The 25,754-nt window shown below is 69.0% G+C and carries 19 protein-coding genes; 11 read left to right on the forward strand and 8 right to left on the reverse strand.

What is annotated here, in order from left to right; genetic code table 11:
* Nucleotides 1–9 precede the first annotated feature (9 nt).
* The gene (locus C1706_RS05765; RefSeq protein WP_129458268.1) at nucleotides 10–654 is read left to right on the forward strand and encodes a LysR substrate-binding domain-containing protein; all 645 of its coding nucleotides are present in this window, start codon (nucleotides 10–12) and stop codon (nucleotides 652–654) included.
* 106 nt (nucleotides 655–760) lie between these two features.
* On the opposite strand, the gene C1706_RS05770 is transcribed toward C1706_RS05765, so the two are convergent.
* Together C1706_RS05770 and C1706_RS05775 are read right to left on the reverse strand one after the other, a co-directional pair.
* Nucleotides 761–1,417, reverse strand: coding sequence for a sortase family protein (locus tag C1706_RS05770; RefSeq protein WP_129458269.1), 657 nt, complete (start codon nucleotides 1,415–1,417; stop codon nucleotides 761–763).
* A gap of 101 nt (nucleotides 1,418–1,518) precedes the next feature.
* Complete coding sequence (locus C1706_RS05775) at nucleotides 1,519–3,930, reverse strand: DUF7927 domain-containing protein (RefSeq protein WP_129458270.1); 2,412 nt, start codon at nucleotides 3,928–3,930, stop codon at nucleotides 1,519–1,521.
* A gap of 441 nt (nucleotides 3,931–4,371) precedes the next feature.
* Here C1706_RS05775 and C1706_RS05780 point away from each other — a divergent pair, with 441 nt between their 5' ends.
* Nucleotides 4,372–9,030: an ATP-dependent helicase gene (locus C1706_RS05780; RefSeq protein WP_129458271.1), complete on the forward strand. Its 4,659-nt coding sequence runs from the start codon at nucleotides 4,372–4,374 to the stop codon at nucleotides 9,028–9,030.
* Nucleotides 9,031–9,082: 52 nt separating this feature from the next.
* On the opposite strand, the gene C1706_RS05785 is transcribed toward C1706_RS05780, so the two are convergent.
* Complete coding sequence (locus C1706_RS05785) at nucleotides 9,083–9,421, reverse strand: VOC family protein (RefSeq protein ID WP_129458272.1); 339 nt, start codon at nucleotides 9,419–9,421, stop codon at nucleotides 9,083–9,085.
* A gap of 94 nt (nucleotides 9,422–9,515) precedes the next feature.
* On the opposite strand from C1706_RS05785, the gene C1706_RS14560 reads away from it, so the two are divergent.
* The 3 genes from C1706_RS14560 (at nucleotide 9,516) to C1706_RS05800 (ending at nucleotide 13,139) form a co-directional block, all read left to right on the forward strand.
* A complete protein-coding gene (locus C1706_RS14560; RefSeq protein WP_129458273.1) occupies nucleotides 9,516–10,235 on the forward strand; it encodes a GNAT family N-acetyltransferase in 720 nt (239 codons plus the stop codon).
* A gap of 536 nt (nucleotides 10,236–10,771) precedes the next feature.
* Nucleotides 10,772–12,139 (forward strand): L-serine ammonia-lyase, encoded by a 1,368-nt coding sequence (locus C1706_RS05795; RefSeq protein WP_129458274.1) that lies wholly within the window; start codon nucleotides 10,772–10,774, stop codon nucleotides 12,137–12,139.
* A gap of 133 nt (nucleotides 12,140–12,272) precedes the next feature.
* Nucleotides 12,273–13,139 (forward strand): hypothetical protein, encoded by an 867-nt coding sequence (locus tag C1706_RS05800; RefSeq protein WP_129458275.1) that lies wholly within the window; start codon nucleotides 12,273–12,275, stop codon nucleotides 13,137–13,139.
* Between the two features lie 34 nt (nucleotides 13,140–13,173).
* On the opposite strand, the gene C1706_RS05805 is transcribed toward C1706_RS05800, so the two are convergent.
* On the reverse strand, nucleotides 13,174–15,168 hold the full coding sequence (locus C1706_RS05805; protein ID WP_129458276.1) for a M3 family metallopeptidase: 1,995 nt from the start codon (nucleotides 15,166–15,168) through the stop codon (nucleotides 13,174–13,176).
* A gap of 221 nt (nucleotides 15,169–15,389) precedes the next feature.
* Nucleotides 15,390–16,985 (reverse strand): serine/threonine-protein kinase, encoded by a 1,596-nt coding sequence (locus C1706_RS05810; protein WP_129458277.1) that lies wholly within the window; start codon nucleotides 16,983–16,985, stop codon nucleotides 15,390–15,392.
* Nucleotides 16,986–17,128: 143 nt separating this feature from the next.
* On the opposite strand from C1706_RS05810, the gene C1706_RS05815 reads away from it, so the two are divergent.
* A complete protein-coding gene (locus tag C1706_RS05815; protein ID WP_241653456.1) occupies nucleotides 17,129–17,917 on the forward strand; it encodes an SDR family oxidoreductase in 789 nt (262 codons plus the stop codon).
* Between the two features lie 23 nt (nucleotides 17,918–17,940).
* On the opposite strand, the gene C1706_RS05820 is transcribed toward C1706_RS05815, so the two are convergent.
* Nucleotides 17,941–19,728, reverse strand: coding sequence for a glycoside hydrolase family 2 TIM barrel-domain containing protein (locus C1706_RS05820; protein ID WP_129458279.1), 1,788 nt, complete (start codon nucleotides 19,726–19,728; stop codon nucleotides 17,941–17,943).
* Nucleotides 19,729–19,785: 57 nt separating this feature from the next.
* The gene (locus C1706_RS05825; RefSeq protein ID WP_129458280.1) at nucleotides 19,786–20,682 is read right to left on the reverse strand and encodes an EamA family transporter; all 897 of its coding nucleotides are present in this window, start codon (nucleotides 20,680–20,682) and stop codon (nucleotides 19,786–19,788) included.
* Nucleotides 20,683–20,727: 45 nt separating this feature from the next.
* Between C1706_RS05825 and C1706_RS05830 the strand changes: the two genes are divergently transcribed.
* Entirely contained in the window at nucleotides 20,728–21,270 is a 543-nt protein-coding gene (locus C1706_RS05830) for a MarR family winged helix-turn-helix transcriptional regulator (RefSeq protein ID WP_241653457.1), read from the forward strand.
* Here C1706_RS05830 and C1706_RS05835 read toward each other — a convergent pair.
* Complete coding sequence (locus C1706_RS05835; protein WP_129458281.1) at nucleotides 21,226–22,677, reverse strand: MFS transporter; 1,452 nt, start codon at nucleotides 22,675–22,677, stop codon at nucleotides 21,226–21,228. The genes C1706_RS05830 and C1706_RS05835 overlap by 45 nt on opposite strands.
* A gap of 115 nt (nucleotides 22,678–22,792) precedes the next feature.
* Between C1706_RS05835 and C1706_RS05840 the strand changes: the two genes are divergently transcribed.
* Genes C1706_RS05840 through C1706_RS05855 form a run of 4 tightly spaced genes read left to right on the forward strand, consistent with a single transcriptional unit; the run spans nucleotide 22,793 to nucleotide 25,746 of the window.
* Nucleotides 22,793–23,554 (forward strand): TetR family transcriptional regulator, encoded by a 762-nt coding sequence (locus tag C1706_RS05840; RefSeq protein WP_129458282.1) that lies wholly within the window; start codon nucleotides 22,793–22,795, stop codon nucleotides 23,552–23,554.
* A gap of 58 nt (nucleotides 23,555–23,612) precedes the next feature.
* On the forward strand, nucleotides 23,613–23,993 hold the full coding sequence (locus C1706_RS05845) for an ArsR/SmtB family transcription factor (RefSeq protein ID WP_206660998.1): 381 nt from the start codon (nucleotides 23,613–23,615) through the stop codon (nucleotides 23,991–23,993).
* Nucleotides 23,993–24,931: a cation diffusion facilitator family transporter gene (locus C1706_RS05850; RefSeq protein WP_129458283.1), complete on the forward strand. Its 939-nt coding sequence runs from the start codon at nucleotides 23,993–23,995 to the stop codon at nucleotides 24,929–24,931. Before C1706_RS05845 ends, C1706_RS05850 begins: the two co-directional genes overlap by 1 nt.
* 59 nt (nucleotides 24,932–24,990) lie before the next feature.
* On the forward strand, nucleotides 24,991–25,746 hold the full coding sequence (locus C1706_RS05855; protein WP_129458284.1) for a phosphotransferase enzyme family protein: 756 nt from the start codon (nucleotides 24,991–24,993) through the stop codon (nucleotides 25,744–25,746).
* The last annotated feature ends 8 nt before the right edge of the window (nucleotides 25,747–25,754 follow it).

Here is a 25,754-nt window from a genome sequence, read left to right on the forward strand (position 1 = left end):
CCTGCCCCCGTGACGGAGAGGGCGCGACTACGGGTGGGATTCGTCCCCGGGGTGACGCTGCGGAAGTGGCGCACCGTCTGGGAGGAGCGCTTCCCGCGCGTCCCCCTCGACGTCGTCGAGGTCACCGAAACCGACCAGCGGACCGCGCTCACGTCCGGCGAGGTTGACCTGTGCCTCGTCCGGCTGCCACTCGACACCGCCGGACTGCACCTGATCCGGCTCTACGAGGAGGTGCGTGTCGCCTGGTCCTCGAAGGATCACCCCATCGAAGCGGTCGCTGACCTGACGTTGGACGACCTCGCGGGCGAGGAGATCCTCGACGCGGCCACCCCCGAGGCCATCCAGCAGGCCGCCTTCGCCGATGCCGTCTTGCTCGTCCCGATGTCGATCGCCCGCACCTTCAGCCGCCGCGACATGGTCTACCGTCCCGTGACCGACGCACCCACAACCACGATCGGGCTCGCCTGGCGTATCGATGATGACAATCCGTGGATAGCCGAGTTCATCGGCGTCGTCCGCGGACGCACCGCGAACAGTTCCCGCACCGCCCAGGAACGCAATGCCACACCCCCGCCCGCCCAGAAGCCTGCACAGCGCGGCCAGAAGGGGCAGCGCCCGGCCCATCCCCGTCAGCAACGACGCGGGCGCCGCTGACGCCGACACAGGGCGCTAGGCGTCTCACGATCCACTCCTCGCCGCAAGGGGAACCACCCCGCAGGCCCAGGACGCCAGCGGTTCAGGCACCGTCACGGACGGTTGGTTACGCCGCGAGGTGCCCCGTGATGACGAGATTCTGCAATGAGCGCCCCTGGGTGCGCTGCAGGCAGGTGATGACCACCACCCGGCCAGGCACGTCCGCCCACAGCTTGCCGGTCTTGGGCAGTGCGGTCTTGTCGATCAACTGGGAGCCGTCGATCACGTAGTCGACGCCGCCGACCGTCAGGGCCTCCCCAGGGTTGACGAGAGCCTTCGCCGACGGCACGTCAAAGAGGTAGTTCCCGGGCGCGAAGCCGTTGTTCACCGAGTGCATGACCACATAGACCGTACCGGTGGACGCCTTGTCCAGGGGCACGCCCAGGTTGCGGACCCGGTAGGCCTGAACGAAGCCAGGCGGGGTGAGCGTGGAGCGCACCACCGACAACTCCCCCAGCGGAACGTTCATGGAGAGGGCAGGGACGGTGAACCGCAGGCCGGTGTCGTCCGCGACCTGCATCTCCGCGATGACGCCAGCGTCGGGGACATCCCCATCGCCCAGCGCGACAGAGTTTCCGTTCAGGTCGACGGGCATGTGGGCACGCATCACGAGCGTCCCGACCACGAGCATCGCCCCAGCGAGAAGAAGCGCGACAAAGAGCATCAGCACGCCGCGTGGAGTCTTGCGCGTGGCGGCCCTGCGCCCAGTGTGGGTTCTACTCATGGATCCTCGTTCCTGATCGATGGTACAGACGACTAAGGGCGGGAGGGGTTTGATGGCCCCTCCCGCCCTCGTCTATGCGCGACCTAAGTCACGCTGGTGGATCACTCCGTGCGGCTACGACGAGCCACGAGGAAGGTCACCCCGGCCGCACCGACGACCAGCAAGCCCAGCCCCGCGTACAGCGCGCCGCTCGGCAAAGCCTCGCCACCGGTGTGCACCGACGGACCCGACGGCACGACCGGCGTATGCGTCGTCGTGCAGTCCTTCTCAGAGCCCGTCACGCAGTTGGACGGAACGCCCGGGTTGTCGGGGTTGTTCGGGTTGTCCCCGCTACCCACGACGGCGTTCACCAACGTGTCGGTCTCCTTCACATCAGCGTTGACCTTCACCTGGTAGGTGAGCTTGACCGACTCGCCGGCCTTCAGGTCACCCGTCCACGTCAGGGCCGAACCGGACACGTTCGGGGTTGCCCCGATCGACGCCGCCGCCGATCCCTTCACGTAGGTGGCGTGAGCCAGCACACGCGTCAGGTCATCGTTCACCTTGACGTTGGTCAGGTCGGTGTTACCGGTGTTCGACGCCACCACGGTGTACGTGATGACCTGGCCCGGCTTGACCGTCGTCCCGGACGCCGGATCGGCAGACTTCTTCACGGCCAGCCCCGGGATGCCCGGGATGTGGGTCGTGGTGCAGTCCTCTTCGGTACCCGCAACACAGTTGGACGGAACCTTCGGCTCGCCCGGGTTGTTCGGGTTCGTACCCTCGCCCACCACATGGTTCACCAAAACATCCTTGGCCGTCACGTCGGCGTTGACCTTCACCTGGTAGGTGAACGTCACCGACTGACCGACCTTCAGATCGCCGGTCCAGGCCAGCTTCTGATCGGCAACCGTCGGAGCGGAACCCGCAGACGCCTTCGCCGAACCATCGATGTAGGTCGCGTGGTTCAGCACACCGGACAGGTCATCGCCCACCTTGACGTTGGTCAGGTCGGTGTTGCCGGTGTTGGTGGTGACAACGGTGTAAGTGACCGTCTGGCCCGGGTTCACGAGCGAACCCGACGCCGGATCAGCGGACTTCTTCACCGTCAGCGCGGAATCGCCCGGGGTGTGGTTCGTGCTGCAATCCGGTTCGTTACCCACAACACAGTTGGACGGGACGCTCGGGTGATCCGGGTTGTTCGGGTTCGTGCCGTCAGCCACGACATGGTTCACCAGAACATCAGCCGGGGTGGCGTTGGCATCAACCTTCACCTTGTAGGTCAAGGTCACCGACTCGCCAACCTTCAGGTCGCCCTTCCAGGTGAGCTTCGGGCCCGAGACCGTCGGAGCAGAACCCATCGACGCCTTCGCAGAGCCGTTCACGTAGGCGGCGTGGTTCAACACGTTCGTCAGATCGTCCGACACCGTGACGTTCGTCAGCGGGGTGTTGCCGGAGTTCTTGGCGACGACCGTGTACTCGATCGTCTGGCCCGGGTTCACCACAGCACCGGAGGACGGGTTAGAGGACTTCTTGACCTCCAACTTGGGGAGTTGAGCAGTGTTGGTCACCGCGCAGTTGACGTCGTCACCGATCTTCACGATGACGTCGACACCCGCTCCGTTGTTGACGGAGGTGATCTCGTTACCCGGCACGTTCACGCCGTTGCGCTTGCACTGCCACACCTTGGTGTAGTCGCTCAGCGTGGAGGTGCTCCCGGACGCCATCGCTTCCTGGAACCGCACCAGGGTGCCGTTCTGGTCCGCGAGGATCGTCTCGGGCTGGGTCGAGGCAGCGTTGGTTCCGTTCGTCGCGGCAGGCGTCCCGATCGCAGCACCCGTCCCGGGGTACATCGTCGACACCACGAAGTTGTCGTTGTCGGCAACGCGGTTCGTCACAACCTTCGACGCGCTCACCTGGGCGAACATGACCGCGAAGGCCACGCCCTGGCGGCTGGAGGACACACCGTTGAAGAACTGGATGCCCACCTCGCTCGGGGCGTTGGTCGACAGCAGCGCCGCACCGACGGGCTGCGCAGTACCGTCATCGGGGGCACCCATGCAGGTCACCTTGTCGGTGCCCGCACCGGAGTACTCCAAGCCACACGGCTCAAGGAACCCGTCCGGGGTTACCTTTTCGTAGGTGTTCAACGGCTTGTTCGAGGTAAAGATCAATCCCTTGTGCGAGTTCGTGGATTCGGCGTCGGCAAGCACGAACGTGTGACCGCCCGTCACCACCTGCCCCGTGTTCACATCGGTCACCACAATGTTGGTGAAGTCGATGCTGCCGTTGTTCCCCACTCCCGCGGGGACGTTCTCTTGGTAAATGACCGGCTTGCCACCGACGTTGGCGTACACCTGGTGACCGAAAACGGCCAAATCCCAGGTCGGGGCCGTCGAGGCGTAGACGGGCTTCATGAGCCCCGTCGGGCCGGCCGACTGCTTCGCCGTCATCGTGAGCCGGTAGTGGCCGATGTTCAGGCTCATCTGCTGCCCATTGGCCGTCTGTGCACGCGTCGTGTCGAACGACGACATGTCGATCCAGCAGAGTGTCTTGTTGTTCGGGCCGTTGGTCCCGTACTAGCAGCCGTCAGGCGCGGCGGCTTGGGCTTGGAGCGTCGGGAAGAACACCGACGACAGCCCCATCATGAGCACGAGCCCCAGGAAGAGCGCGCCCCAGCGGGACCGTCCTTCCGAGGTTCTACGACATCTTGTAGTTGTTCGCAACCCTACTCACCATCACCCTAGTGATCCCCCGAATTGGGGCCCACGAAACCAAAAGAAAAACCCTCGTGGACATCACTCCGAGAGCGGCGGAACCAGACCCCCAGAGGCAAACGCCGTCATGAGAGTAACCCAAAACGACGCTATGGGGGTGTATATGATTCCCCGGGTAGGCACGATCCCCTCGATGGGATCCTCCCGATGCAGGACCCATGACTCCCCGACGTTGGCGTCCAATGGCACCCTGGACCCGTGCCCGACGATGAACTGAACCGCACCGATTCGAGCGGGGTGCCCGCGCGGTTCTCCGAGGCCACCCGCGCCTGGTTCACCGGGAACTTCACCTCCCCAACCCCGGCGCAGGCGGGGGCCTGGGACGCCATCGCCGCCGGACACCACACTCTCGTGGTCGCCCCCACCGGATCCGGCAAGACGCTGGCCGCTTTCTTGTGGGCGATCGACCGACTGGCCACCGAGCCTCAACCCGAGACGATGCGTCGCTGCCGCGTCATCTACATCTCGCCGCTCAAGGCACTCGCCGTCGACGTACAGAAAAACCTCCGGGCCCCCCTCTTGGGCATTGGACACGCCGCCGACAGGCTTGGCCTGCCCCGCCCTGACGTGAGCGTCGGCGTCCGCTCGGGTGACACCCCCGCCGACCAGCGGCGACGCTTCGCACGCCAGCCCGACGACATCCTCATCACCACGCCAGAATCGCTCTACCTGCTCCTCACCTCGCAGGCACGCGAGGCGCTGCGGGGCGTGGAGACGGTGATCCTCGACGAGGTGCACGCCGTCGCAGGAACCAAGCGCGGCGCCCATCTGGCCCTCACCCTCGAACGACTGGACGCCCTCCTCGTCACCCCCGCGCAACGCATCGGGCTGTCCGCGACCGTGCGCCCGCTCGACGAGGTCGCCCGTTTCCTGGCCGGGGGGCGTCCCGTTACCCTCGTCGATCCACCCGCTGCCAAGCAATGGGACCTCGCCGTCCAGGTACCAGTCCCCGACATGGCAGCCCTGGCCGCCGAACCCAACGAGGATGGGGAGGCGAAGCGTCCCTCCATCTGGCCCCACGTCGAGGAGCGGATCGTCGACCTGATCCAGACGCATCGCTCCACGCTGGTGTTCGCCAACTCGCGCCGCCTGGCCGAGACGCTCACGACCCGGCTCAATGAGATCGCCAGCCAGCGCGCCACCGGCCTCGACCCACGGGCGCACACCGACCAGATGGCCCCTCCCCCGCACTCGACCGGCTATGGCACCACCTCCTATGCCGCGGACGCCCCCGTCGAGATCGCCCGCGCCCACCACGGCTCCGTCTCCCACGAGCAGCGCGCCCACACCGAAGAAGCCCTCAAACAGGGGCGTTTGCCCGCCGTCGTGGCGACCTCCAGCCTCGAACTCGGCATCGACATGGGCGCCGTCGATCTGGTCGTCCAGGTTGAGGCACCCCCGTCGGTGGCTTCGGGTCTGCAGCGCGTCGGACGCGCCGGGCACCAGGTGGGGGCCACCTCCGAAGGGGTGTTCTTCCCCAAGTTCCGCGGGGATCTGGTGGCCAGCACCGTCATCGTCGAACGGATGCGCGAAGGCGCCATCGAAGCCCTCGCCGTCCCGGCCAACCCCCTCGACGTCCTGGCCCAGCAGATCGTCGCCATGGTGGCCCTCGACGACTGGACCGTCGACGACCTGGAGACCGTCCTGCGGCGCGCCGCCCCCTTCGCGACCCTCACCCGGGGCGTGCTGGAAGCCGTTCTCGACATGCTGGCCGGGCGCTATCCGAGCGAAGAGTTCGCCGAACTGCGTCCCCGCCTCGTCTGGGACCGGCTCACCGGCACCCTGAGCGGCCGCCGCGGCGCCCAGCGGATCGCCGTCACGTCCGGGGGAACCATCCCCGACCGCGGCCTGTTCGGGGTGTTCATCGCCGGGGACGGCCCCGGCCGTCGCGTCGGGGAACTCGACGAGGAGATGGTGTACGAATCCCGCGTCGGGGACGTCATCACACTGGGCACCTCGACCTGGCGCATCGAAGACATCACCCACGATCAGGTGCTCGTCACCCCCGCCCCAGGCCAGGCGGCGCGCCTGCCGTTTTGGAAGGGTGACACCCTGGGGCGTCCGGCCGAACTAGGCGCGGCGGTCGGCGGATTCATCCGCGAAGTGAGCGCTCTCCCGCCCAAGGCCGCCCGTGAGCGGTTGGCGTCCTCGGGCCTGGACGCCTGGGCTGCCGACAACCTCCTGGGTTATCTCACCGAGCAACGCGAGGCGACCGGGGCGCTACCCACCGATACGACGGTGGTGGTGGAGCGCTTCACCGACGAGTTGGGCGATTGGCGGATCGTGATCCATAGCCCGTTCGGGGCGCGCGTCCACGCCCCATGGGCGCTGGCGATCGGGGCCCGGCTACGCGAGCGGTTCGGCGTCGACGCCTCCACCATGCACGCCGACGACGGCATCGTGCTGCGCCTGCCCTACCTGGGCGATCCCGACGCGGACGGCGGCTTGGGCTCCGACCTGCCCGCCGACCTCCTGGACCTGATCCTGCTCGACCCCGACGAGGTGCGTGCCGTGGTCACCGACGAGTTGGGCGGATCAGCGCTGTTCGCGGCCCGCTTCCGGGAATGCGCGGGACGGGCGCTACTGCTCCCGAACCGGCGCCCAGGCAAGCGTCAGGCCTTGTGGCAGCAGCGACAACGCTCGGCGCAGCTGTTGGAGGTGGCCAGCCAGTACCCGGGCTTCCCCATCGTCTTGGAGGCGGTACGCGAGTGCCTCCAAGACGTGTTCGACCTGCCCGGGTTGGTCGACCTCATGGGTGGCGTGCGAGCCCGCGAGGTGTCCGTGGTCGAGGTCACCACCCCCACGCCGAGCCCCTTCGCGTCGAGCCTGCTGTTCGGCTACGTCGCCCACTACCTGTACGAAGGCGATTCGCCGTTGGCCGAGCGTCGCGCCGCCGCCTTGTCGCTCGACCCGGATCTGCTCGCTGAACTCCTGGGGACCTCCGAGGGGTTGAGCCTGCGCGACCTGCTCGATCCCGACGCCCTCACCCGCACCGAGTCCGAGTTGCAGCATCTGGAAGCGGGACGCCGAGCGCGCGACGCCGACGAACTGCACGATGTGCTGCGCGTCCTGGGTCCGCTCTCGCCCAGCGAACTGGCCGCCCGGTCGGCCGATCCGTTGGCGGTCCCCGCCTGGCTGGCCGAGTTGGAGGCGTCCCGGCGCGTGTTCTCCACCGTCTCCCGCGACGGCCTCGCCTCAAGCGCCGCGACCGCGACGCCGCTTTGGTGGGTGGCCGCCGAGGATGCAGGCCGCGTCCGGGATGCTCTCGGCGTCGCCTTGCCTGGCGGGTTACCGCAGGCCTTCACCGAACCGGTCGCCGACCCGCTCGCCGACCTCCTCGTGCGCTACGCGCGGACGCATGGGCCGTTCACGAGTGAGGATGTCGCCGTCCGGCTGGGGCTGGGCCGGTTCGTCGTCGAGTCGACCTACGCCACGCTGGCCGCCGACGGTCGGGTGGTGGCTGGGGATTTCTCCCCGTTCGGCTGGCAGCGCAGCAACGGCACCGCCGCCGACGGCAACACTCGAGAATGGGTCGATCCGGGCGTCTTGCGCATCATCCGTCGCCGCTCGGTGGCGGCGTTGCGGGCGGAGGTCGAGCCCGTTGAAGCAACGGCTTTTGCCCGCTTCGTGCCGTCGTGGCAGGGCGTGGGTGGGCGCTATCGCGGGGTGGACGGCGTCCTGCGGGCCGTCGAGCAACTCGCGGGAGTTCCCCTGCCGGCCTCGGCCTGGGAGACGCTGATTCTGCCCGCGCGCGTCCCGGATTACGCTCCCGCGCTGCTGGATGAGTTGTGCGCGGCCGGTGAGCTCACCTGGCGTGGGGAGGGGGCGCTGACGGCGTCCGACGGCTGGATCAGCCTGTGGCCAGCCGACCTGGGTGCCCTGGGCGCCCCTGTGGGTGAACCCGACGGCGAGATCGAGGTGGCGCTGTTGGAGGCCCTGCGCGCGGATGGGGCTTCCTTCTTCGGCCCGCTGGCTTCGGCGCTGGAAGATCCCGCCGGTCACGACGTCGCTGAGGCGCTGTGGGCGCTGGCGTGGAAGGGCTGGGTCACCAACGACACTCTCGCCCCGGTTCGCGTCCGGCTGGGCGGCGGTGCGACGCCGACGCATCGGACGCGTGCGAGTGCCCCCCGCGGGCGTTACGGGGGGCGTCCGCGCCTGCCGCGCACGACGCGCACGGATGGCCCCCGCAGCGTCGGCGGGCGGTGGTCGGCCTTGCCCGCCGGCACAGTCCCCACCGAGGAGCGGTTGGTGCTCACCTCGGAGTTGCTGCTGGACCGCTACGGCATCGTCACGCGCGGATCGGTGCAAGCCGAGGGTATCGACGGTGGTTTCGCGGGCGTCTACAAGGTGTTCTCGGCATCGGAGGATGCTGGCCGGTTGCGGCGCGGCTATTTCGTGGAGGGGCTGGGGGCGGCCCAGTTCGCGACCACGGGCGCGATCGACCGGCTGCGGGCGGTGGGATCCAGCGAGACGACCGGCCGGGCTCGCGCGCCCGAGGCCTTGGTGCTCGCCGCCACCGATCCGGCCAACCCGTATGGTGCCGCGTTGCCGTGGCCGGATGCCGGTGAGCATCGCCCTGGCCGTAAAGCTGGCGCCTTGGTCGTCATGGACGCGGGCGAACTGATCGTCTACCTGGAACGTGGCGGGCGCACCGCGTTGACGTGGTCGCGGGACGCCGATGCCCTTCAGCGCGCCGCGTCCACGCTGGCGGACCTGGTGCATGCGGGACGCCTCTCCGGCCTCACCGTGGAGCGTGTGGACGGTGAACAGGCCCTCGGCTCGCGCGCCCCCTTCGTCGCTGCGCTGCAACGGGCGGGGTTCCACCAGGTCCCCCAAGGTTTGCGTCTCCGTCGCTGACCTGAACGAGGCAACGAGCGCCCCGCGCCGTCAGTCAACCGTCGGGCACCGCTCAGTGCTGCGCGATGCAGAACTGATTGCCCTGGGGGTCGGCCAGCACAAACCAGCGGAAGTCGCTGTAGGTGTGCTCGCCGACCAGGGTGGCGCCCGCTGCGATGGCTTCGTCACGTGCCGCGTCAAGATCGGCAGCGGTCAGATCCAGGTGGATGCGGTTCTTCCCTGGGGTCGGATCCTCCACCTTCTGCACGGCCACGCGCGGTTCAGTGTCGAGGACGTAGAAGAAGCCGTCGTTGCCCTCGACGACCGCAGCACCGAGACGTTCGGACCACCAGCGGGCCAGTGGTTCGGGGTCGGCAGAGTCGAAGGTCACCATGCTGAGGGAGAGAGTCATGAGCCACACGCTAGAAGCAGCGGCTGACAAACTGCCGGCAGAAGCCTCGGCCCGCAACTGAGCGCCCCGCACGTTCACTCCCGAGGATGGGCACATGACGGTGGAACACCTCGAACGCATCCTGGCCCTCACCTGGCCGGGCCTGGAGCGCGACCAGGTCGGTGACTGGCTTCTCCGAGCTGGGCGGGGCGTCACCTCGCGGGCCAACTCCGCGCTCGTGCTCGGCGATCCGGGACGCCCGCACGAGGACGCCCTGGATGCGGTCGTGTCGTGGTATCGGGCACGAGGGTTGTGTCCCCGGCTGCAGATCGCGGACTGCGCGCATCGAGAGGTGGACGCGGCATGCGCGCGTCGGGGCTGGGCAGCGTCGTCATCAGCCTGGGTCATGACACGGTCTGCGGTCCTCGACGCGTCCGCCGGGGCCCCTCTCCTCGGACGGCAGCGCCCTGCAGCTCTCCCGGACGTGGAGGTGGAGTGGTCGGATGCTCCCCCGTCGACGACTGACCGTGACCGGGCCGCCGAGCAGACGGCCACGCCCGCGCTGTACGCGACATTGTGCGTCGGGGGCGCCGCCGTGGGCTGGGGTCGGTTGGCGGTGGTCGAAGGATGTGGAGTCGTCACTGATCTGGAGGTGGAGCCGGACCGGCGCAATCAGGGAGTCGGTGCCGACCTGCTTGAAGCGTTGTGCTGCAAGGCCTCGGAATCAGGCGCCACCCAGGTGGCGTTACAGGTGCTCGTCAACAACCCGGCCCATCGGCTGTACCGGCGCCTGGGCTTCAGTGAGCACCACGCCTACCACTATCGAACGGGATAGGAAGCGCCCCACCGGGAGGATGTGGAGCGCCACTACTCCCGGCTAACCGGAGGGCGAGCCACCCCGGCAGACCGATCCCACGGGGGGACCGAAGCGCCGCCCCGGACTGACCGGGACGGCGCTGACGGGATCGAAGCCGAGCCGACCCGAACTACTCGGTTCGGGTGAGGCCGACTCTACGATGCCGTCTCTTCATGCACCCTCTACGAGTGAGGGTAGTGACCGACACGGGTGAAGCGGGGCATCGCACGACGGCGCGCGCCGTGGCACGGGCGTCCACCAGACGGGGAGACGTGAGCTGTGGTGGGCGATGCGAGCGTCACGCTCAGGATTCGGTGACGAGCGGGGCGATCGCCATGGCGACGACGAGTGCGACGACGAGAACGATGAGGAGGGCTGCAAGAATCATGCTTCAAGGTTCGCGTGCGGGCGCCCCTCTCACATCGGCTCGACGGCTCGATCCTCCTCCTCCCGTCGGTGCAGGGGATCCCCCTCAGAGCCGTGCTCCGGGAGGATCGCGCGACTAGGCTTCGAGCATGGCCCTGAGCGTCTTCGATCTGTTTTCCGTCGGGATCGGGCCCTCCTCGTCCCACACGGTCGGTCCGATGCGCGCCGCGGGGCTTTTCCTCGATCTTCTGGGGGACCGCCTCGACGCCGTCGCGCGCGTCCAATGCCGGTTGTACGGCTCCCTGGGCGCGACCGGCCGCGGGCATGGCACCGACAATGCGGTGATCTTGGGGTTGCTCGGTGAACGCCCTGAGACGGTGGATCCGAGGCGGGTCGCCGACGTTGTCCGGGCCACCTACACCGATCGGACGCTGCTGCTCGGTGGGCGTCATCGCATCGACTTCGACCCGGCGACCGACCTGCTGCTCGACGGATCGGTCGAACTACCGGCACACCCCAACGGTCTGATCTTGTCCGCCGTTGACGCGGACGGTTCTGCGATCGCCAGCGAGACGTACTACTCGGTGGGGGGTGGCTTCGTCATCACCGGCGACGCGGCGGCTTCCGATCCTGTCGTCCCCGACGCCGCCGACGTGCCCTACCCGTACTGGACGGCGTCCGACCTGATGGCGATCTGCGACCGGACCGGTCTGTCGATCGCCCGGGTGGCGCTGGAGAATGAACGCGCCATGCGTCCCGAGGCGGAGATCAGGGCGGGGCTGGCCGAGATCTGGGCGGTGATGCAGGAGTGCGTCCGCAACGGGGCCGAGACGGAGGGGCGCCTCCCCGGCGGCCTGCGCGTCCTGCGGCGGGCACCTACCCTGCACGCCAAGCTCCTCGCCGAAGGCGACAGCACCGACCCGCTGCGTGGGCTGGACTGGATCACGTTCTATGCGCTCGCGGTCAACGAGGAGAACGCTGCCGGGGGGCGCGTCGTCACCGCACCCACCAACGGCGCGGCGGGGATCGTCCCGGCCGTCCTGCACTACTACTGGCACTTCGTGCCCGGAGCAGACGACAAGGGTGTGGCGACCTTCCTGCTGACTGCGGCCGCCATCGGGATGATCTTCAAGAACACCGCGTCCATCTCGGGGGCTGAGGTGGGCTGTCAGGGCGAGGTGGGCTCAGCCTGCTCCATGGCGGCCGCGGGCTTAGCTGCCGTCCTCGGCGGGACGCCGGAGCAAGTCGAGAACGCCGCCGAGATCGGTATGGAGCACAACCTGGGCCTGACCTGCGATCCCGTGGGGGGTTTGGTGCAGATCCCGTGCATCGAACGCAACGCGATCGCGTCGGTCAAGGCAGTCGCAGCCGCGCGGACCGCGCTGCGCGGGGACGGCTCGCACATCGTGAGCCTGGACAACGTCATCGCCACGATGCGCGAGACAGGGCGGGACATGCAGGCCAAGTACAAGGAGACCGCCCAAGGGGGCCTGGCCGTCAACGTCGTGGAGTGCTGATCGCGCACCACGGCGCACCCCCTGCAGAGCCAGCCCATCGTTATCGATACCGCATCGATTTATACGCTGTTATCGGGCGCACTAGGGCGGTGCAGAGGATCATCGAGGCGCAACCGGGCCAAGAGGTGCCCTTGTGGATCCAGGACAAGGGCGGCTCCAAGCCCCGCCTGCGCGGGCACATCGTCATCGAGGACCTGCGCCCTGTGCTGTCACGATCGCGACCCGGCAGGGTGCCAACGGTCCGCAGAACCCCGTCACCCAGTACATGCTGGCCGAAGCGTCCAACTACCTCGCCGATCGGCTGCTCGACGACGGCCGCATCGACGACGAGGGCAGGCCCACGATCCCCCGCACGTTGTCGGGCGCGCTGGGACACCAACCGTTCGTGGAGAGCGTCTTGGGGATGAGCCAACATCAGATGCTGCGGCGCTGGCCGCTGGCCTCCGACTGGTACAACGACGTCATCAACTACGTCCTGCGTCCCGCGCGCTTCGCCTCGCCCGCCTCCCCGCTCGCTGCCCCACTCGTCGAGTTGGCGAAGGGACCGCTGGGAGGCGTGATCCGCTTCCTGATCGACGAGGCGAATCGGGCCGCGACGACCTCGCGCACCCTTCGGGTGGCGGAGGCCCTGCAGACGCTGTGGCCGGACTACCCGCCTGTTCGCCAGGCGCTGAACGCCTATCGTCGCGAGGTCTTGGAACTGTATGTGCCGATCTACGAGGGGCTCATGGTGACCTACGGCCTCCGGCCCCATCCTGGGGTCGACGTGGCGGCCATCAGCTGGGCGTTCAACGCCTTGTCCTCGCGCAACATTCTCGAACAGTTGGCTGGTCAAAGCCCCGTGCTGGTGGACACGCACGGGACGCCGTGGACGCTCGCGGCCCACAACTGCCTGCTCCTCATTGCAGGCTCATGCGCCGGACCCGACGGGCGGCCCCTGTCCCCGCACGACTGCGCGAACCTTCCCCCCGTCGCGCCACTCGACCTGAGCGGCGCCTGACCCGACGCTCACGCTGCCAGGCCAGGCGCACCCCTCACAGGTGAAGACCGAGCCGCTCCAACAAAGGCCCCAACTCGGGGTCGCGGCCCCGGAACGCGCGGTAGGTCTCCAACGGGTCGACCGAGCCGCCGGGCGCGAGCAGGGTGCGCCGGAAGTAGTCGCCGTTCTCCCGCGTTCCACCGCCGTTCTCGGTGAACCAGGCGACGGCGTCGGCGTCCATCACCTGCGCCCAGGTGTAGCCGTAGTAGCCGGCCGCGTAGCCCGAGCCCCAAATGTGGTTGAAGTAGGCCGAGCGGTAGCGCGGCGGGACGAGGGCGGAATCAACACCCCATGCGGCGAGCGCCCGCTGCTCGAACGCTTCGACCTCCTCCGCGCTGGTGGGCAACTCGGCCAGTGGTGTCTGGTGCCACGCCTGGTCGAGCAGCGTCGCCGCCATGATCTCCAGGGTTCCGAAGCCCTGATTGAACGAGGACGCCGCCTCCAGCTTGGCGAGCAGGTTCGCGGGCAGCACCCGGTCGGGCACCATCGCCCAGAACTCGTTGACCTGGGAGGGGAACTCGACGAAGTCGCGCGGCGTCGACGTGCCCGACAGCGACGGGTACTTCGTGGTGGCGAACAGTCCGTGCAGGGCGTGCCCGAACTCGTGGAACATCGTGTGGACGCCATCCCACGTGATCGTCGTCGTCGCCGGGGTGTAGTTGCAGTTGTTGGTGACCACCGGGAGCGACTTGAACACGGTCGTCTCGTTGACCAGCGACGTCATCCATGCGCCGCCCTGCTTGGTGGGGCGGGCCCAGAAGTCCATGCAGAACAGGCCGATCGGGCTGCCGTCGGCGTCGCGCACCTCGTACACGTCAGCGTCCGGGGTGTGACCGACCAGGTCGGGGCGCGGCTCGAAGGTGATGCCGTACAGGTCGTGGGCGGCCACGTAGACCGCTTCCAGGACGTGGTGCACGTCGAGGTAGGGAGCCAGTTCCGCCTCATCGATACCGAACTGTTCCGCGCGGACAACCTCGGCGACGTACTCCCAATCCCAGGGGGCGAACTCGGCGCCCGGTTCGAGCGTGGCGAAGCGCGCGGCCAGGGTGGTTGCGTCCGCGTCGGCTTGCGCCCGGGCGGCCCGGCCGAGCGGCCCCATGAGCGCGTTGACCGCGTCCGTCGTCTTGGCGCACCCCGAGGAGATGCGCAGCGCCGCGAAGTTCTCATACCCCAGCAGCGTCGCCTTCTGTGAGCGGGCCCGGGCGATCGCGGCGATGATGCCCCGAGCGTCGTGCTCACCGCCGAGCCCACGGGTGATGGACGCCTCGTACCACCGCTGCCGCAGGCCGCGGTGGTGCAGCTTGGCCATCAACGGCTGCTGGGAGGTGTTGACCAGTTCGATCCGCCAGGTGCCGTCCCCGGCATCGATGGCGGCGATTTCTTCCTCGCTGAGGCCGTCCAGTTCGGCGACATCGGTGACCACGATGGCCCCGGCGACGCGCGCCTCCCGGTTGACGCGCTGGAACTGCGTCCCCAGTTCAGCCAGTTCGGTGTTCAGAGCACGAAGCTGTGCCTGATCGGCCTCATCGAGGGCGACGCCCGCCCGGGTGAAGGACGCCAGGGTTTCGCTGAGGAGGTAGGCGTCCTCCGCGTCGAGGGTGACCTCGCCCGTCTCGGCGCGCGCCTGCAACGCGAGGAACCGCTCATAGAGGGCGCGATCCAGCCAGATCGCATCGGAATGCTGAGCCAGTTTCGGGCTGGATTCCTCATGCAGGGCGTCGAGTTCCGGGGTGCTGTTCGCCATCCACACCGCCGAGAACGCCAAGAGGGTGCGCTCCAGCAGCGCGCCGGACGCTTCCCAGGCGTGCAGCACGTTCTCGACGGTCGCGGGTCGGTCGTCGGCCGCCAACGCCGCTAACGCCTCACGCTGCTGATCCATCCCGGCGAACAGCGCTTCGCGGTACTCCACAGCGGTCAGGGCCGCGAAATCGGGAAGCTGGAAGGGCAAATGGGAGCGTTCGGCAAGCGGATTGGCGGCGGAGATCGTCATGCGTCCCAACCTACTCGCGCACCCCCCGCGCCACGGCTCTCACCGCTCGTCAGGGCACCCGGAGCTCCTGCACCGGGTCGCGGCGGCTGGCGATGAGTGCGGGGAGCAGCGAGGCGAGGAGCGTGTGGCTCCGAGCGCGCCTTCAAGGGTCCCCGCGCGGAGCGCCGCGCTCTGCGGCTAGCGATCAGGGCGCGCTCGAGTCAGATCAGGGCCCGCTCGAGTCAGATCTGGACGCGGACGGCCGACAGCGCGAACCGAAGACCGCTGGCCTCCAGAGCGCCCAGATCCCCGTTGCCGACGGCCTGGTCGAGTTTCCGGGTGAACGTGGCCAGTGCTGCCGCCGCGTCGTCGCCGGAACGGATCTGAGATGCCGCGCTTGCCCACTGTTTGCGGAGCGTGGTGACGGCGTCCCCGCCTTGGTTGGGCAGGGCCTCCAAGGCGGTGTCGACGCCCGACAGACTCGCCTCGAGGAGGGCTTTCGTCGCGCCTGCGGTCAGCGCGTCCGGGACGCTGCTGGGGGGCGCGATCGTGGGGAGCCGCGGGGTGAAGGATTCCGTCGTTGTCCCCACAGCCGAGGGAACCATCGAACTCCCGAGCAGGAAGGTCACCGTGAACAGGAGGATCGCCGCAAGGGTCACCCCGATCCCCTTCGCCGCAGTGCCAAGCCACGCGACCGAGCGAGACCCCTCAGCCGCCAAGCCGGGGGCATCGCCCGTGGCGACCGCGGGCGCGCCCTCACCGGAAAAGGCGAAGGCCGAAGGCATGGCGGTACCCGCCGCCGGATCAACCCGCGGGGACACGGGGATCGGCTCGATCCGGGTCGCCTGAGCGACTGCGGATCCGGCGCGCGCCGACCCGCCCGCTCCGGCCAGTGCGGGCCCGGGCAGAACCGCCGTCGGGGCGGCCTGACTGGTCAGGCCGCCGGTGAGAGCCGGACGCGGCGTGACCGCAGGGGCGCCGGTGGACGCGGGAACGACACGGGTCGACTCAGCCTCCCGGTTGGCCTCCAGATGCGCCAGCCCCGACGCCACGATGGCCGTATCCGGGCGGGCGTTCGCGTCCTTGGCCATCATGCGTTCGATCAGATCCGCCAGGGCCCCCGAGACACCCGGACGCAGGTCGCGCACTCGGGGAACGGGGTCGTTGAGGTGGCGATTGGCCACCTGAATGGCGTTGTCACCCGAGTAAGGCGGCCGCCCGGTCAGCATCGCGATGAGGACGCCTCCGAGGGCGTAGACGTCCGACGCAGCGGTGGCGCGCAACCCCATCGCCTGCTCGGGAGACATGTAGGCGGCAGTCCCCAGGGTGGTGGCCGGAGCGGTGAGGTGCATGTCGGCGTCCAACTGGGCCAAGGCGATGCCGAAGTCGAGAAGGGTGGCGTCGTCACCGTTCACCATGATGTTGGCGGGCTTGATGTCGCGGTGCACCACGCCGATGGCGCGGGTCGCGACCAACGCGTCGGCAACCTTGCGGGCCAGCAGGACGGCGCGGTGCTCGCTGAGGGGCCCGTCGGCGCGCAGCACCTCGGCGAGCGTTGCGCCGGGCAGCAACTCCATGACGAGGTAAGCGATCCGGTTCTCGGTTCCGGCGTCGAAGATCGTGACGATCCCGGGATGGTTCAGTTGCGCGGTCGCCAAGGCCTCGCGATGGAACCGGGCCGCGACCGTGGTGTCGGTCGTCTGAGAAAGGTCGACCAGCTTGACGGCGACGTCACGCTGTAGCCGCTCATCGGTGGCGCGATACACCTGCCCCATGCCGCCGCGCCCCAAACGGGCATGCAGACGGTATCGCTGACCGATCAGCTCACCGTCACGCATGCCCGCATTCTATTTCGGCACCTCCGCGGACGCCTCAGCCCTCGGCACGACACAGCCTCCGCCTACAGGGCCCCAGCCCCGCACCGTCCAGGCGTCCACCCACCGCGTCGACCTTGCTGAGCCGACCAGGCATGATGGCGCCCATGACGGAACCGCTCACCGAACGCCGCGTTGCCCTCGTGAGTGGGGTCTCGCGACGCGGCGGCATCGGCTACGCGATCGCGTGCCGCCTCGCCGCCCTCGGCTTCGACCTTGCGCTCACGCACTACGCCGCCCACGACGCTGACCTGCCCTGGGGTGGGGACGACATCGACGCCGTCGTCGCAGGAGTCAGCGAGCACCTCCTCAGCGAACGCTGCGTCGTCGACGTGAGCGCCGACCTGGCCGACCCCGATGCCCCCGCCCATGTGGTCGCGTTCGCCCGGGAACGGCTGGGGCGAGTCGACGTCCTGGTCGCCAATCACGCGCGCTCCGGGGGCGACGGCCCGCTTTTGGCCACCACCGCGTCCATGCTCGACGGGCACTGGGCCGTCAACGCCCGCAGTTCGCTGCTGCTGGCCAAAGAGGTCGCCGCCGGGCACGACGGGCGTCCAGGAGGCCGGATCGTGTTCCTCACCTCCGGGCAGCAGCTAGGCCCCATGCCCGACGAGGTCTCCTACGCCGCCGCCAAGGCCGCGCTGGCAGGCATCACCCCGACGATCGCGCACGAACTGGCGCCACTCGGCTTCACCGTGAACTGCGTCAACCCGGGCCCCGTCGATTCAGCCTCCTACGTGGACGACGACCTACGGGCGAGCCTCGCCGGGCGCTTCCCGTTCGGGCGCTGGGGCGAACCCGATGATCCCGCACGGCTCATCGCGTGGCTGGTCAGCGACGACGGTCGCTGGGTGACCGGCCAGGTCATCAACACCGAAGGCGGCTTCATCCGCTAGTGCGCCCGCCTCCTGGCATCACCTCAGGACGCGGTGATCGCCGCCCGGAGAGCGGCCGGATCCGCCTTCGGCGTCCGATCAGGCCACGCGAGACCGTTTTGCTCCTGCATCGTGTCGGTGAGTTGCGTCCAACAGAACCCGGCCAGCCCGGAGGCCTCGCCGACCGCCCCCGCCAGCGCACCCACCGCCGTAACCAAGTCGGCGGGCGTTTCGACGCCTCCGTAGCCATCCCAGGCCGCGCCCTTCCCGTTCAGGGAGATGCCGCCGAACTCGCTCAACAGGACGGGTTGCGCGCCCACGATCCCCGCCCCCACCGGGCCTGCGCCGCGGTCGTGGGGAAGAGCCCCCGGCGGCGTCACGACGGCGGCATGGCCGCCGGGACGCCAGCGCGTCACCGTGGCGGGCAGCCCTTCGCGCGAGAAGCGGGCCCGGAGCCGGTCCGCGTCGTGGTCGTAGTCGTGCAGGGCCAGCGCATCGCCAGCGACGTGCTCCCAGCCGTCATTGCCCAACGCCAGACGTGACGGATCCAGCGCCTTGGCGAGCGCGTGCAGCGCCACCACGGCGTGCCGCTGGGCGGCGCTGCCTTCCAGGTCGGGCAGCCCCCAACTCTCGTTGAACGGCACCCAGGCGATGACGCTGGGATGGTTCCGGTCACGCCGGATCATCCCCATGAGGTTCTCGGTGGTGCGCTCCAGCGCGTCGGGAGTGAACTGGTAGGCGGCGGGCACGTCGGCCCACACCATCAACCCCAACTCATCGCAGATCCGCAGGAATCGCGGGTCGGCACTGACCTGATGCATCCGCAGCCCGTTAAACCCCAGATCGCGGATCAGTTCGGCCTCGGCGCGCAGTTCGGCCTCACTCGGCGCGGTGAAATGCGTGGCGGGCCAGTAAGCCTGATCCAGGACCAGCCGCTGGAAGACGGGGCGCCCGTTGATCAGGACCGACTCCGGTGTCACGCTCACCGTCCGGACGCCAAACGAGGACGCCACCGCGTCCACCTCGGTGCCGTCGGCGTCCAGGACGCGCACGCTCACCTCCACGAGGCGTCCGCGGCCCGGCTGCCACTGAAGCTCCTCGGGCAGGACGGTGCGCGCCGAGGCGAGGTTGACGCCGAACTCGACGCGGGGATCCGTGGCCGCCACCGCCACCGTGGCCAGCGGCACGTCACCCAGCCGGAAAGCGGCCTCCACGGTGAGCCCCGGCCGCCAGCCGTCCACCATCACCGAACCCTGCACCGTGCCCAGGGCGTCCAGCGGCGTCCAGGACGCCTCGCGAACAAAGGTGTCGGGGACTTCTTCGAGCCACACGCTGCGCCAGATCCCTGAGGAGCGCCGGTACCAGATGACGGACGGCTCAGGCGTCCAGGCCTGCTTGCCGCGCGGGAGTTCGATGTCGGTCGCCGGGTCGGACGCTGCGACGACCAGGTCGTGCTCCCCCTCAGCCGAGAGGGCGTCGGTGATGTCGAGCGTGAAGGGGGTATACCCGCCACGATGCTCCCCCACGCACTGGCCGTCCACCCAGACGCGCGCCGTGTCGTCGACGCCTTCAAAGTGCACAAGGACGCGGCGGCCCGGTTGAGGCTGGCACGCGAAACGTCGGCGGTAGCGCGGCTCTTCGCAGGTGTCGACGCCGATCCCCGAGGCGCTCGACTCGGGCGGGAACGGCACCTCGATGGTGCGGTGATAGGCGAGGGTGAGCGGGTCGTCCCCCACGGTGCCCTCGGCGAACAGCCAGGCGCCATCAAGGCTCACCCAGTCGGGCCGGGTCAGTGTCGGGCGGGGGTGCATGGTGGTGACATCGTCGTCCATGCACCGACCCTAGCGACGCTTGTCGGAGGCGTCTGCGGTGGGGCCGCTGTTGCCCCGCTACCTCCGATGCCGCCCCAGCATGTGCGCTGCGGCGTCCACCACGGCGGGCTGCCCGAGCAGGACGCCCACCAGCACCGCCCCCACCCCGATCGCCTGGGCAGGACCGAACGCTTCCCCGGCGATCGTGATCCCCAAGAGGGTGGCGACGAGGGGGTTGACCAGGCCGAGCGTCCCGACGGAGGCGGCGCTGAGTCGGCGTAGTCCACGGAACCAGACCAGGTAGGCCACCCCGGTGCCCGCGATACCGATCCAGGCGTAGCCGAGCCAGCCTGCGGCGGTGATCTCGGGCGGCGGGCCCTCGAACAGCGCCGCGAGCACCGTGAGGAACAGCCCACCGGCGACGAGTTGCCAGGTGGTAAACGTCAGCATGTCGACCGGCGGGGTCCATTTCTTGATGAGAACAAACCCGAGGCTGCTGACTGCGACCGAACCGAGCGCGGCCGCGACGCCGATCCCATCGACGACGAATCCGGCGCGCAGGACGAGGATGCCCACCCCGATGACGCCGAGGATGCCGCCCAGGATCGCCGCGCCGGAGGGCCGTTCGCGCAACACGAGCCAGGCGATCGCCATGATCAGCAGCGGCCCTGTCGCCTGCAACGTGGACGCGAGGCCACCGGGGAGCCGGTAGGCGCCCACGAATAGCAAGGCGAAGAACAATCCGAAGTTGCACACCCCCAGCAGCGCCGCCTTCCACCACCACGATCCCGTCGGAAGGGTGCGCCGCCACAGCAACATGACCACCCCGATGGGCAGTGCCCGGATGGCTGCGGTGAACAGTGGACGATGCGGGGGTAGCCACAGTTGGGTGACGAGATAGGTCGTCCCCCACACGATCGGGGCGAAGATGGTGAGGGCGACGTCGCGGCCACGTCCCGCCGATTTATCTTCCACGGAAACAATAGTAGCGTCCGTGGAAGCTATCGCTACCCTGGTGTCGTGCCGACCCGACCAGACGCCTCGACGCCCGCCCCTTCGGCACCCGAGGACGCCGTCGACCGCATCGTCGCCCAGTGGCACACCCAGCGCCCCGACCTCGATCCCTCACCGATGCAAGTGTTCGGCCGCCTCCACCGGATCGCCGAGCGCCTCTCCACCCAGATCGAGGCCACCTTCAATGAGTTCGGCCTCGGCGAAGGGGACTTCGACGTTTTGGCCAGCCTGCGCCGGGCGGGGGATCCCTTCACCCTCTCCCCTAGCGCACTCGCCGAAGCGACCATGGTGACCACCGGCGCTACCAGCAAGCGCATTGCGCGCCTGCAGGCCCGCGGCCTGGTTCACCGCACACAGTGCGACGACGACGGTCGCGGACGCTGGATTTCCCTCACCCCCACCGGCCTCGCGCTCGTCGATGAGGTGGTGGAGCACCACCTCGCCAATGAGCGGCGCCTGCTGGCCCCCCTGGACGCGGGCCAGCGCGACGCGCTCACGGCCCTCCTACGCCACTGGCTCCTCGCGCTGGAGCCTCCCCTCGACAGCTAACTCCGCGGCGTCGCTCGCCTCCTCGGGCAGGGCAGTGCGGGGTCGCAGCGCGATCCACGCGGTGAGCGCGACGACGACCTGGAGGAGCGCCGCCGCCGCGAACGCCCACGTGGAGCCGTGAAGGAAAGCCGAGCGGGCTGCGTCCGCCCAGGCGGGTTCGGCGGCGATCCCGTAGAGGGATTCACGCACCACCTGGGGTGCGTTGCCCGGCAGGGCCAGGCGGTACCCCTGCGCCAGGACGGCGCCAACGATCGCGATGCCAAGCGCTCCCCCCACTTCCTGGAAGGTGTCGTTGAGCGCCGACCCCATCCCGGCGCGCTCCCGCGGCAATGCGTCGATGACCAGCAGCGCCGCCGCAGGCAAGGCGATCCGCATGCCGATGATCAGCACGGCCATGCCCGCGATCACGCAGATCAGCGATCCGGGAGCGATCGCGACGACCCCGGCGCCCACGGCCAGCACCAGAAGGCCGGTGGTGACGACGGTGCGCGGGGATCGAGTCGTCGCGAACCGGGTGATGACCCCGTTCACCAGGATCACCGCGGCCAGAGCGGGAAGCTGGGCCAGCCCCGCCTGCACGGGGGTCAGTCCGAGCACCCCTTGCACCAGTTGCGTCTGGACGAACATGGCGCCCGCCATGCCGGCATAGGTCGCCGCCTCGACGGCTGCCGGGATCGCGAAGGCGCGCCGCAGGACCAGGCGCGGGTTCAGCATCGGATAGCGAGCCATCTTTTCGCGCACCCCGAAGGCGGCGAGGATGAGCAGCACCACGCCGAAGCCGAGCAGCACCGTCGGGGAGGTGGATTCGCGCACGGTGGCCAATGCGAGCGGGATGCCGATCAGGGCCACGGGAATGTTCAGCAGGAACAGCCAGCGCCAGTCGGCGTGCTCCAGGATGAGCCCGGCCACGAGGGGGCCGCCGCCTTGCCCGAGCATGCCCGCGATGGCCCAGATGCCCATCACCTTCTGGCGAGCGCCGCCCTCGAAAGTGGTGTAGAGCAGCGACAGCGTGCTTGGCATGACGAGCGCGGCCCCGACGCCGATGAGGGCACGCACGGCGATGAGCATCGTCGCGGTGGTGGTGGCCAGCACCAGCACCGATCCGGTCGCCATGACCGCCATGCCCATCACGAGGACGCGGCGCCGCCCCAGACGGTCCCCCAGGTTCCCGGTGGTGAGCAGCAGGCCCCCGAACGTGACGGAGTAGGCGCTGACGATCCATTGCAGTTGCGACGCGGACGCCTCCAACTCGCGCCCGATGCTGGGCAGCGCCACGTTGAGCACCGAGTTGTCCAGCATGACGACCATCGTCGCCATGAGGAGGCCGACGAGCATGGGCCAGCGCGATCCGATCGCGGGAGGCTCGGGCGCCGCGAGTGCGTCGTCGGGCAGTGGAGTGGTGGACATGGGTGGTGACCTTTCGCAGATATGACGAACATTGCTCGATACTCTCGAACATCGTTCGACTCAGACAGCACACCCACTTCGAGACTGGAGCCGTCCACCCGGAAAGGACCTCCTCGTGACGGACAACCCCGCAGCACCCGGCGCCCGGCGCACCCGCCGCCCCAGCGAGCGGCGCGCGCGGCGTTCCGCGCCCACGCTGTCGCTGGAGGCGATCATCGCCGCGGCCATCGAGATCCTCGACATGGAAGGCCTCGACGCCCTCACCCTGCGGCGACTCAGCTCCGCGCTGGGCGTGGGCGTCGCCTCCTTGTACTGGCACATCGACGACAAGGACGACCTGCTCGACCAGTGCGCGGCCAACATCCTGCGCCCCGTCATCGCGCGCTATCGCGAGCGCGCCATCGACCCCGATCGCTGGCGGGCCCAGATCACCGACCTCAGCACCGCGCAGTACGACCTCGTCCGGGATCACCCCTGGCTACCGCTGGCCACCTCGGAGGCCGTCAACCAGATCACCCCCTCCGGCGCTCACCTCGCCATCATCGCGGCCTGGGACCGCACGGGTGCGCTGCTCCTCGCTGCGGGACTCTCCCCCCTGGAGGCCTTCCACGCCACCACCGCGATCAGCAACCACCTCATCGGCATGGGCGCCAGCGCCTCCCGAGCGGCGGCGGCGCAGCGCGCGGGCGCCGACCGCGCCGAGGTTTTGCGTCAGACTTCCGAGCACATGCTGGCGCTGGCCGCTCGCAGCAACGAGACGATGCCCTACCTGATCGCCACGGCGCCGGTCCTGGCCGATCACGACGAGCGCGAACAGTTCATGGGCGCTCTCAACCTCATCCTGGACGGCGTCGAGCAGCGCGTCCGGCACGACTGACGTAGGCGACCCGACCAGGCCCCTCACATTCATCGCCGATTGGCGATAACATCGCTGTATGACGACAGAGAAGGTGATGCCGGAGGCGGCCGTCGCACGCCCGGGCCCCGAGATGGCGACCCTGTTCCACGCCTTGTCTGAACCCACACGCCTGGAGATTCTCACCCACCTGGAAAGCGGCGAGCACCGCGTCCGGGATCTCGTGGAGCACCTCGGGCTGGCCCAGTCCACCGTGAGCAAGCACCTCGCCTGCCTGCGTGACTGCGGCCTCGTCGGCGTGCGCCCCGAAGGCCGGTCCTCCTGGTTCTTCCTCGCCGCCCCCGCCCTGCTGGCCGACCTGCTCGGCGCGACGGACGCCTTCGTCCGCGGCACCGGAATCGGCCCCTCGCTGCGCACCCACCACGATGCGCCAGACCCCACCCTCGAACGGAGCGCGTGATGAGCGCCGGACACGACCACGGACATACCCACAGCCACAACCACGCCGCAGGCAGCAACCGCGTCAGGCTCGCCCTTGCGTTCACCCTGACCGCCGCGATGGTGGTGATCCAGTTCGTCGGCAGCATCCTGACCGGCTCCCTGGCGCTACTCACCGACACCGCACACGCACTGACGGACGCGTCCGGCCTGCTGGTGGCGCTCATCGCCGCCTCACTGATGCTGCGTCCCGCCGACGCCCGCCGCACCTGGGGGTTCGCGCGGATCGAAGTGATCGCCGCACTCGGCCAGGCCACGATCCTGCTCGCCGTCGGCCTGTACACCGCCATCGAAGGCGTCCGGCGGCTCTTCAACCCGCCCGAGGTTCCGGCCGGGGAACTGCTGCTCTTCGGCGTCCTGGGACTCATCGCCAACGTGGCCGCCATCGCCATCCTGGCTGGCAATCGGGGCTCCAATCTGAACATGCGCGCCGCCTTCTTGGAAGTGCTCAACGACGCGCTGGGCTCCCTGGGCGTCATCGTGGCCGCCATCGTCATCGCGACGACCGGATTCGAGCGGGCCGACGCGCTCGCTGGCCTGTTCATCGCCGCGCTGATCGTGCCCCGCGCGTTCACGATCCTCAAAGAGGCGTTCTCCGTCCTCATGGAGACCGCGCCCGACGGCGTCGACCTGGACGAGGTGCGCCGCCACCTGGGCGACCTCGACGGGGTCGAGGCGGTCCACGACCTGCACGCGTCCACCATCGGCACGGGGCTGCCCGTCGTCACCGCGCACCTGGTCGTCCCCGAGCAGGCGTTCACCGATGGCCGGGTTACTGCGCTGCTGGTGGAGGCCCACGACTGCCTGCGGGAACACTTCCCGGTGTGCTTCGAGCACGCCACCATCCAGATCGAGACCGACGCGTTCAGCGTGAGCGAACCCGACGCGCTCCACGCTTGACCGCACGCCGACCCGACTGTCCTGCACCGATTGCGGACGCCCGTCGGTAGGGTGGGGCCATGGCCAAGCCCGAGAAGCCGAAGCCGGAGAAGCCGCTCGAAGGCGGCAACATGACCCCCGTGTCCCGCGCGGGGGATCAAGTGTTCCGTGAAGCCGGCCCCTGGACCCCGACCATCCAGCGACTCCTGGCGCATCTGCGCGACCAGGGCCTGGCCTGGGTTCCCGAGCCGCAAGGGTGGACGAAGGACGGTCGCGAGGCGCTGGCCTACCTCAAAGGCAAGGTCCCGACCTATCCGCTGGCGACCTGGGTGTATGACGAGGCGGTCCTCGTCCAAGCAGGGCGCTGGCTACGTGAGTTGCACGACGCGACCGCCGACTACACCGATCCCGAGGCCACCTGGCGCGGCATCCCCCGGCAACCTCACGAGGTCATCTGTCACAACGATTTCGCGCCCTACAACATGGTGTTTCGCGACCATGAACTCATCGGCGTCATCGACTGGGATTTCGCCGCCCCTGGCCCCCGCCTGTGGGATCTGGCCTACCTGGCCTATCGGATCGCCCCGCTCATGCGTCCGGAGAACCCCGACGCTCCCACCATCTCCATCGACCTGGGCGCACGCCTGACGATGCTGTTGGACGCCTACGGTTCCACCGCGTCCGTTCCCGAACTCCTGAGCACCATCGTCGCCCGCCTGGAGGAACTGGCCAGCTTCACCCGCACCCACGGCACGGCCCGCAAGAACGACAAGCTCCTGGCCGACGCCGAGAACTACCGCCAAGACGCCGCCTATCTCGCCGGGCTGCTGCGCTAACACTCCAC

The organism is Propioniciclava flava (assembly GCF_004126535.1).
Taxonomy (GTDB): Bacteria; Actinomycetota; Actinomycetes; order Propionibacteriales; family Propionibacteriaceae; genus Propioniciclava; species Propioniciclava flava.

Coding starts and splice junctions, on each gene's coding strand:
- C1706_RS05835 (WP_129458281.1), bottom strand. CDS start 22,677: ATGTCCACCACTCCACTGCCCGACGACGCACTCGCGGCGCCCGAGCCT.
- C1706_RS05850 (WP_129458283.1), top strand. CDS start 23,993: ATGAGCGCCGGACACGACCACGGACATACCCACAGCCACAACCACGCC.
- C1706_RS05845 (WP_206660998.1), top strand. CDS start 23,613: ATGACGACAGAGAAGGTGATGCCGGAGGCGGCCGTCGCACGCCCGGGC.
- C1706_RS05855 (WP_129458284.1), top strand. CDS start 24,991: ATGGCCAAGCCCGAGAAGCCGAAGCCGGAGAAGCCGCTCGAAGGCGGC.
- C1706_RS05805 (WP_129458276.1), bottom strand. CDS start 15,168: ATGACGATCTCCGCCGCCAATCCGCTTGCCGAACGCTCCCATTTGCCC.
- C1706_RS05785 (WP_129458272.1), bottom strand. CDS start 9,421: ATGACTCTCTCCCTCAGCATGGTGACCTTCGACTCTGCCGACCCCGAA.
- C1706_RS05770 (WP_129458269.1), bottom strand. CDS start 1,417: ATGAGTAGAACCCACACTGGGCGCAGGGCCGCCACGCGCAAGACTCCA.
- C1706_RS14560 (WP_129458273.1), top strand. CDS start 9,516: ATGACGGTGGAACACCTCGAACGCATCCTGGCCCTCACCTGGCCGGGC.
- C1706_RS05815 (WP_241653456.1), top strand. CDS start 17,129: ATGACGGAACCGCTCACCGAACGCCGCGTTGCCCTCGTGAGTGGGGTC.
- C1706_RS05810 (WP_129458277.1), bottom strand. CDS start 16,985: ATGCGTGACGGTGAGCTGATCGGTCAGCGATACCGTCTGCATGCCCGT.
- C1706_RS05775 (WP_129458270.1), bottom strand. CDS start 3,930: ATGTCGTCGTTCGACACGACGCGTGCACAGACGGCCAATGGGCAGCAG.
- C1706_RS05795 (WP_129458274.1), top strand. CDS start 10,772: ATGGCCCTGAGCGTCTTCGATCTGTTTTCCGTCGGGATCGGGCCCTCC.
- C1706_RS05820 (WP_129458279.1), bottom strand. CDS start 19,728: ATGGACGACGATGTCACCACCATGCACCCCCGCCCGACACTGACCCGG.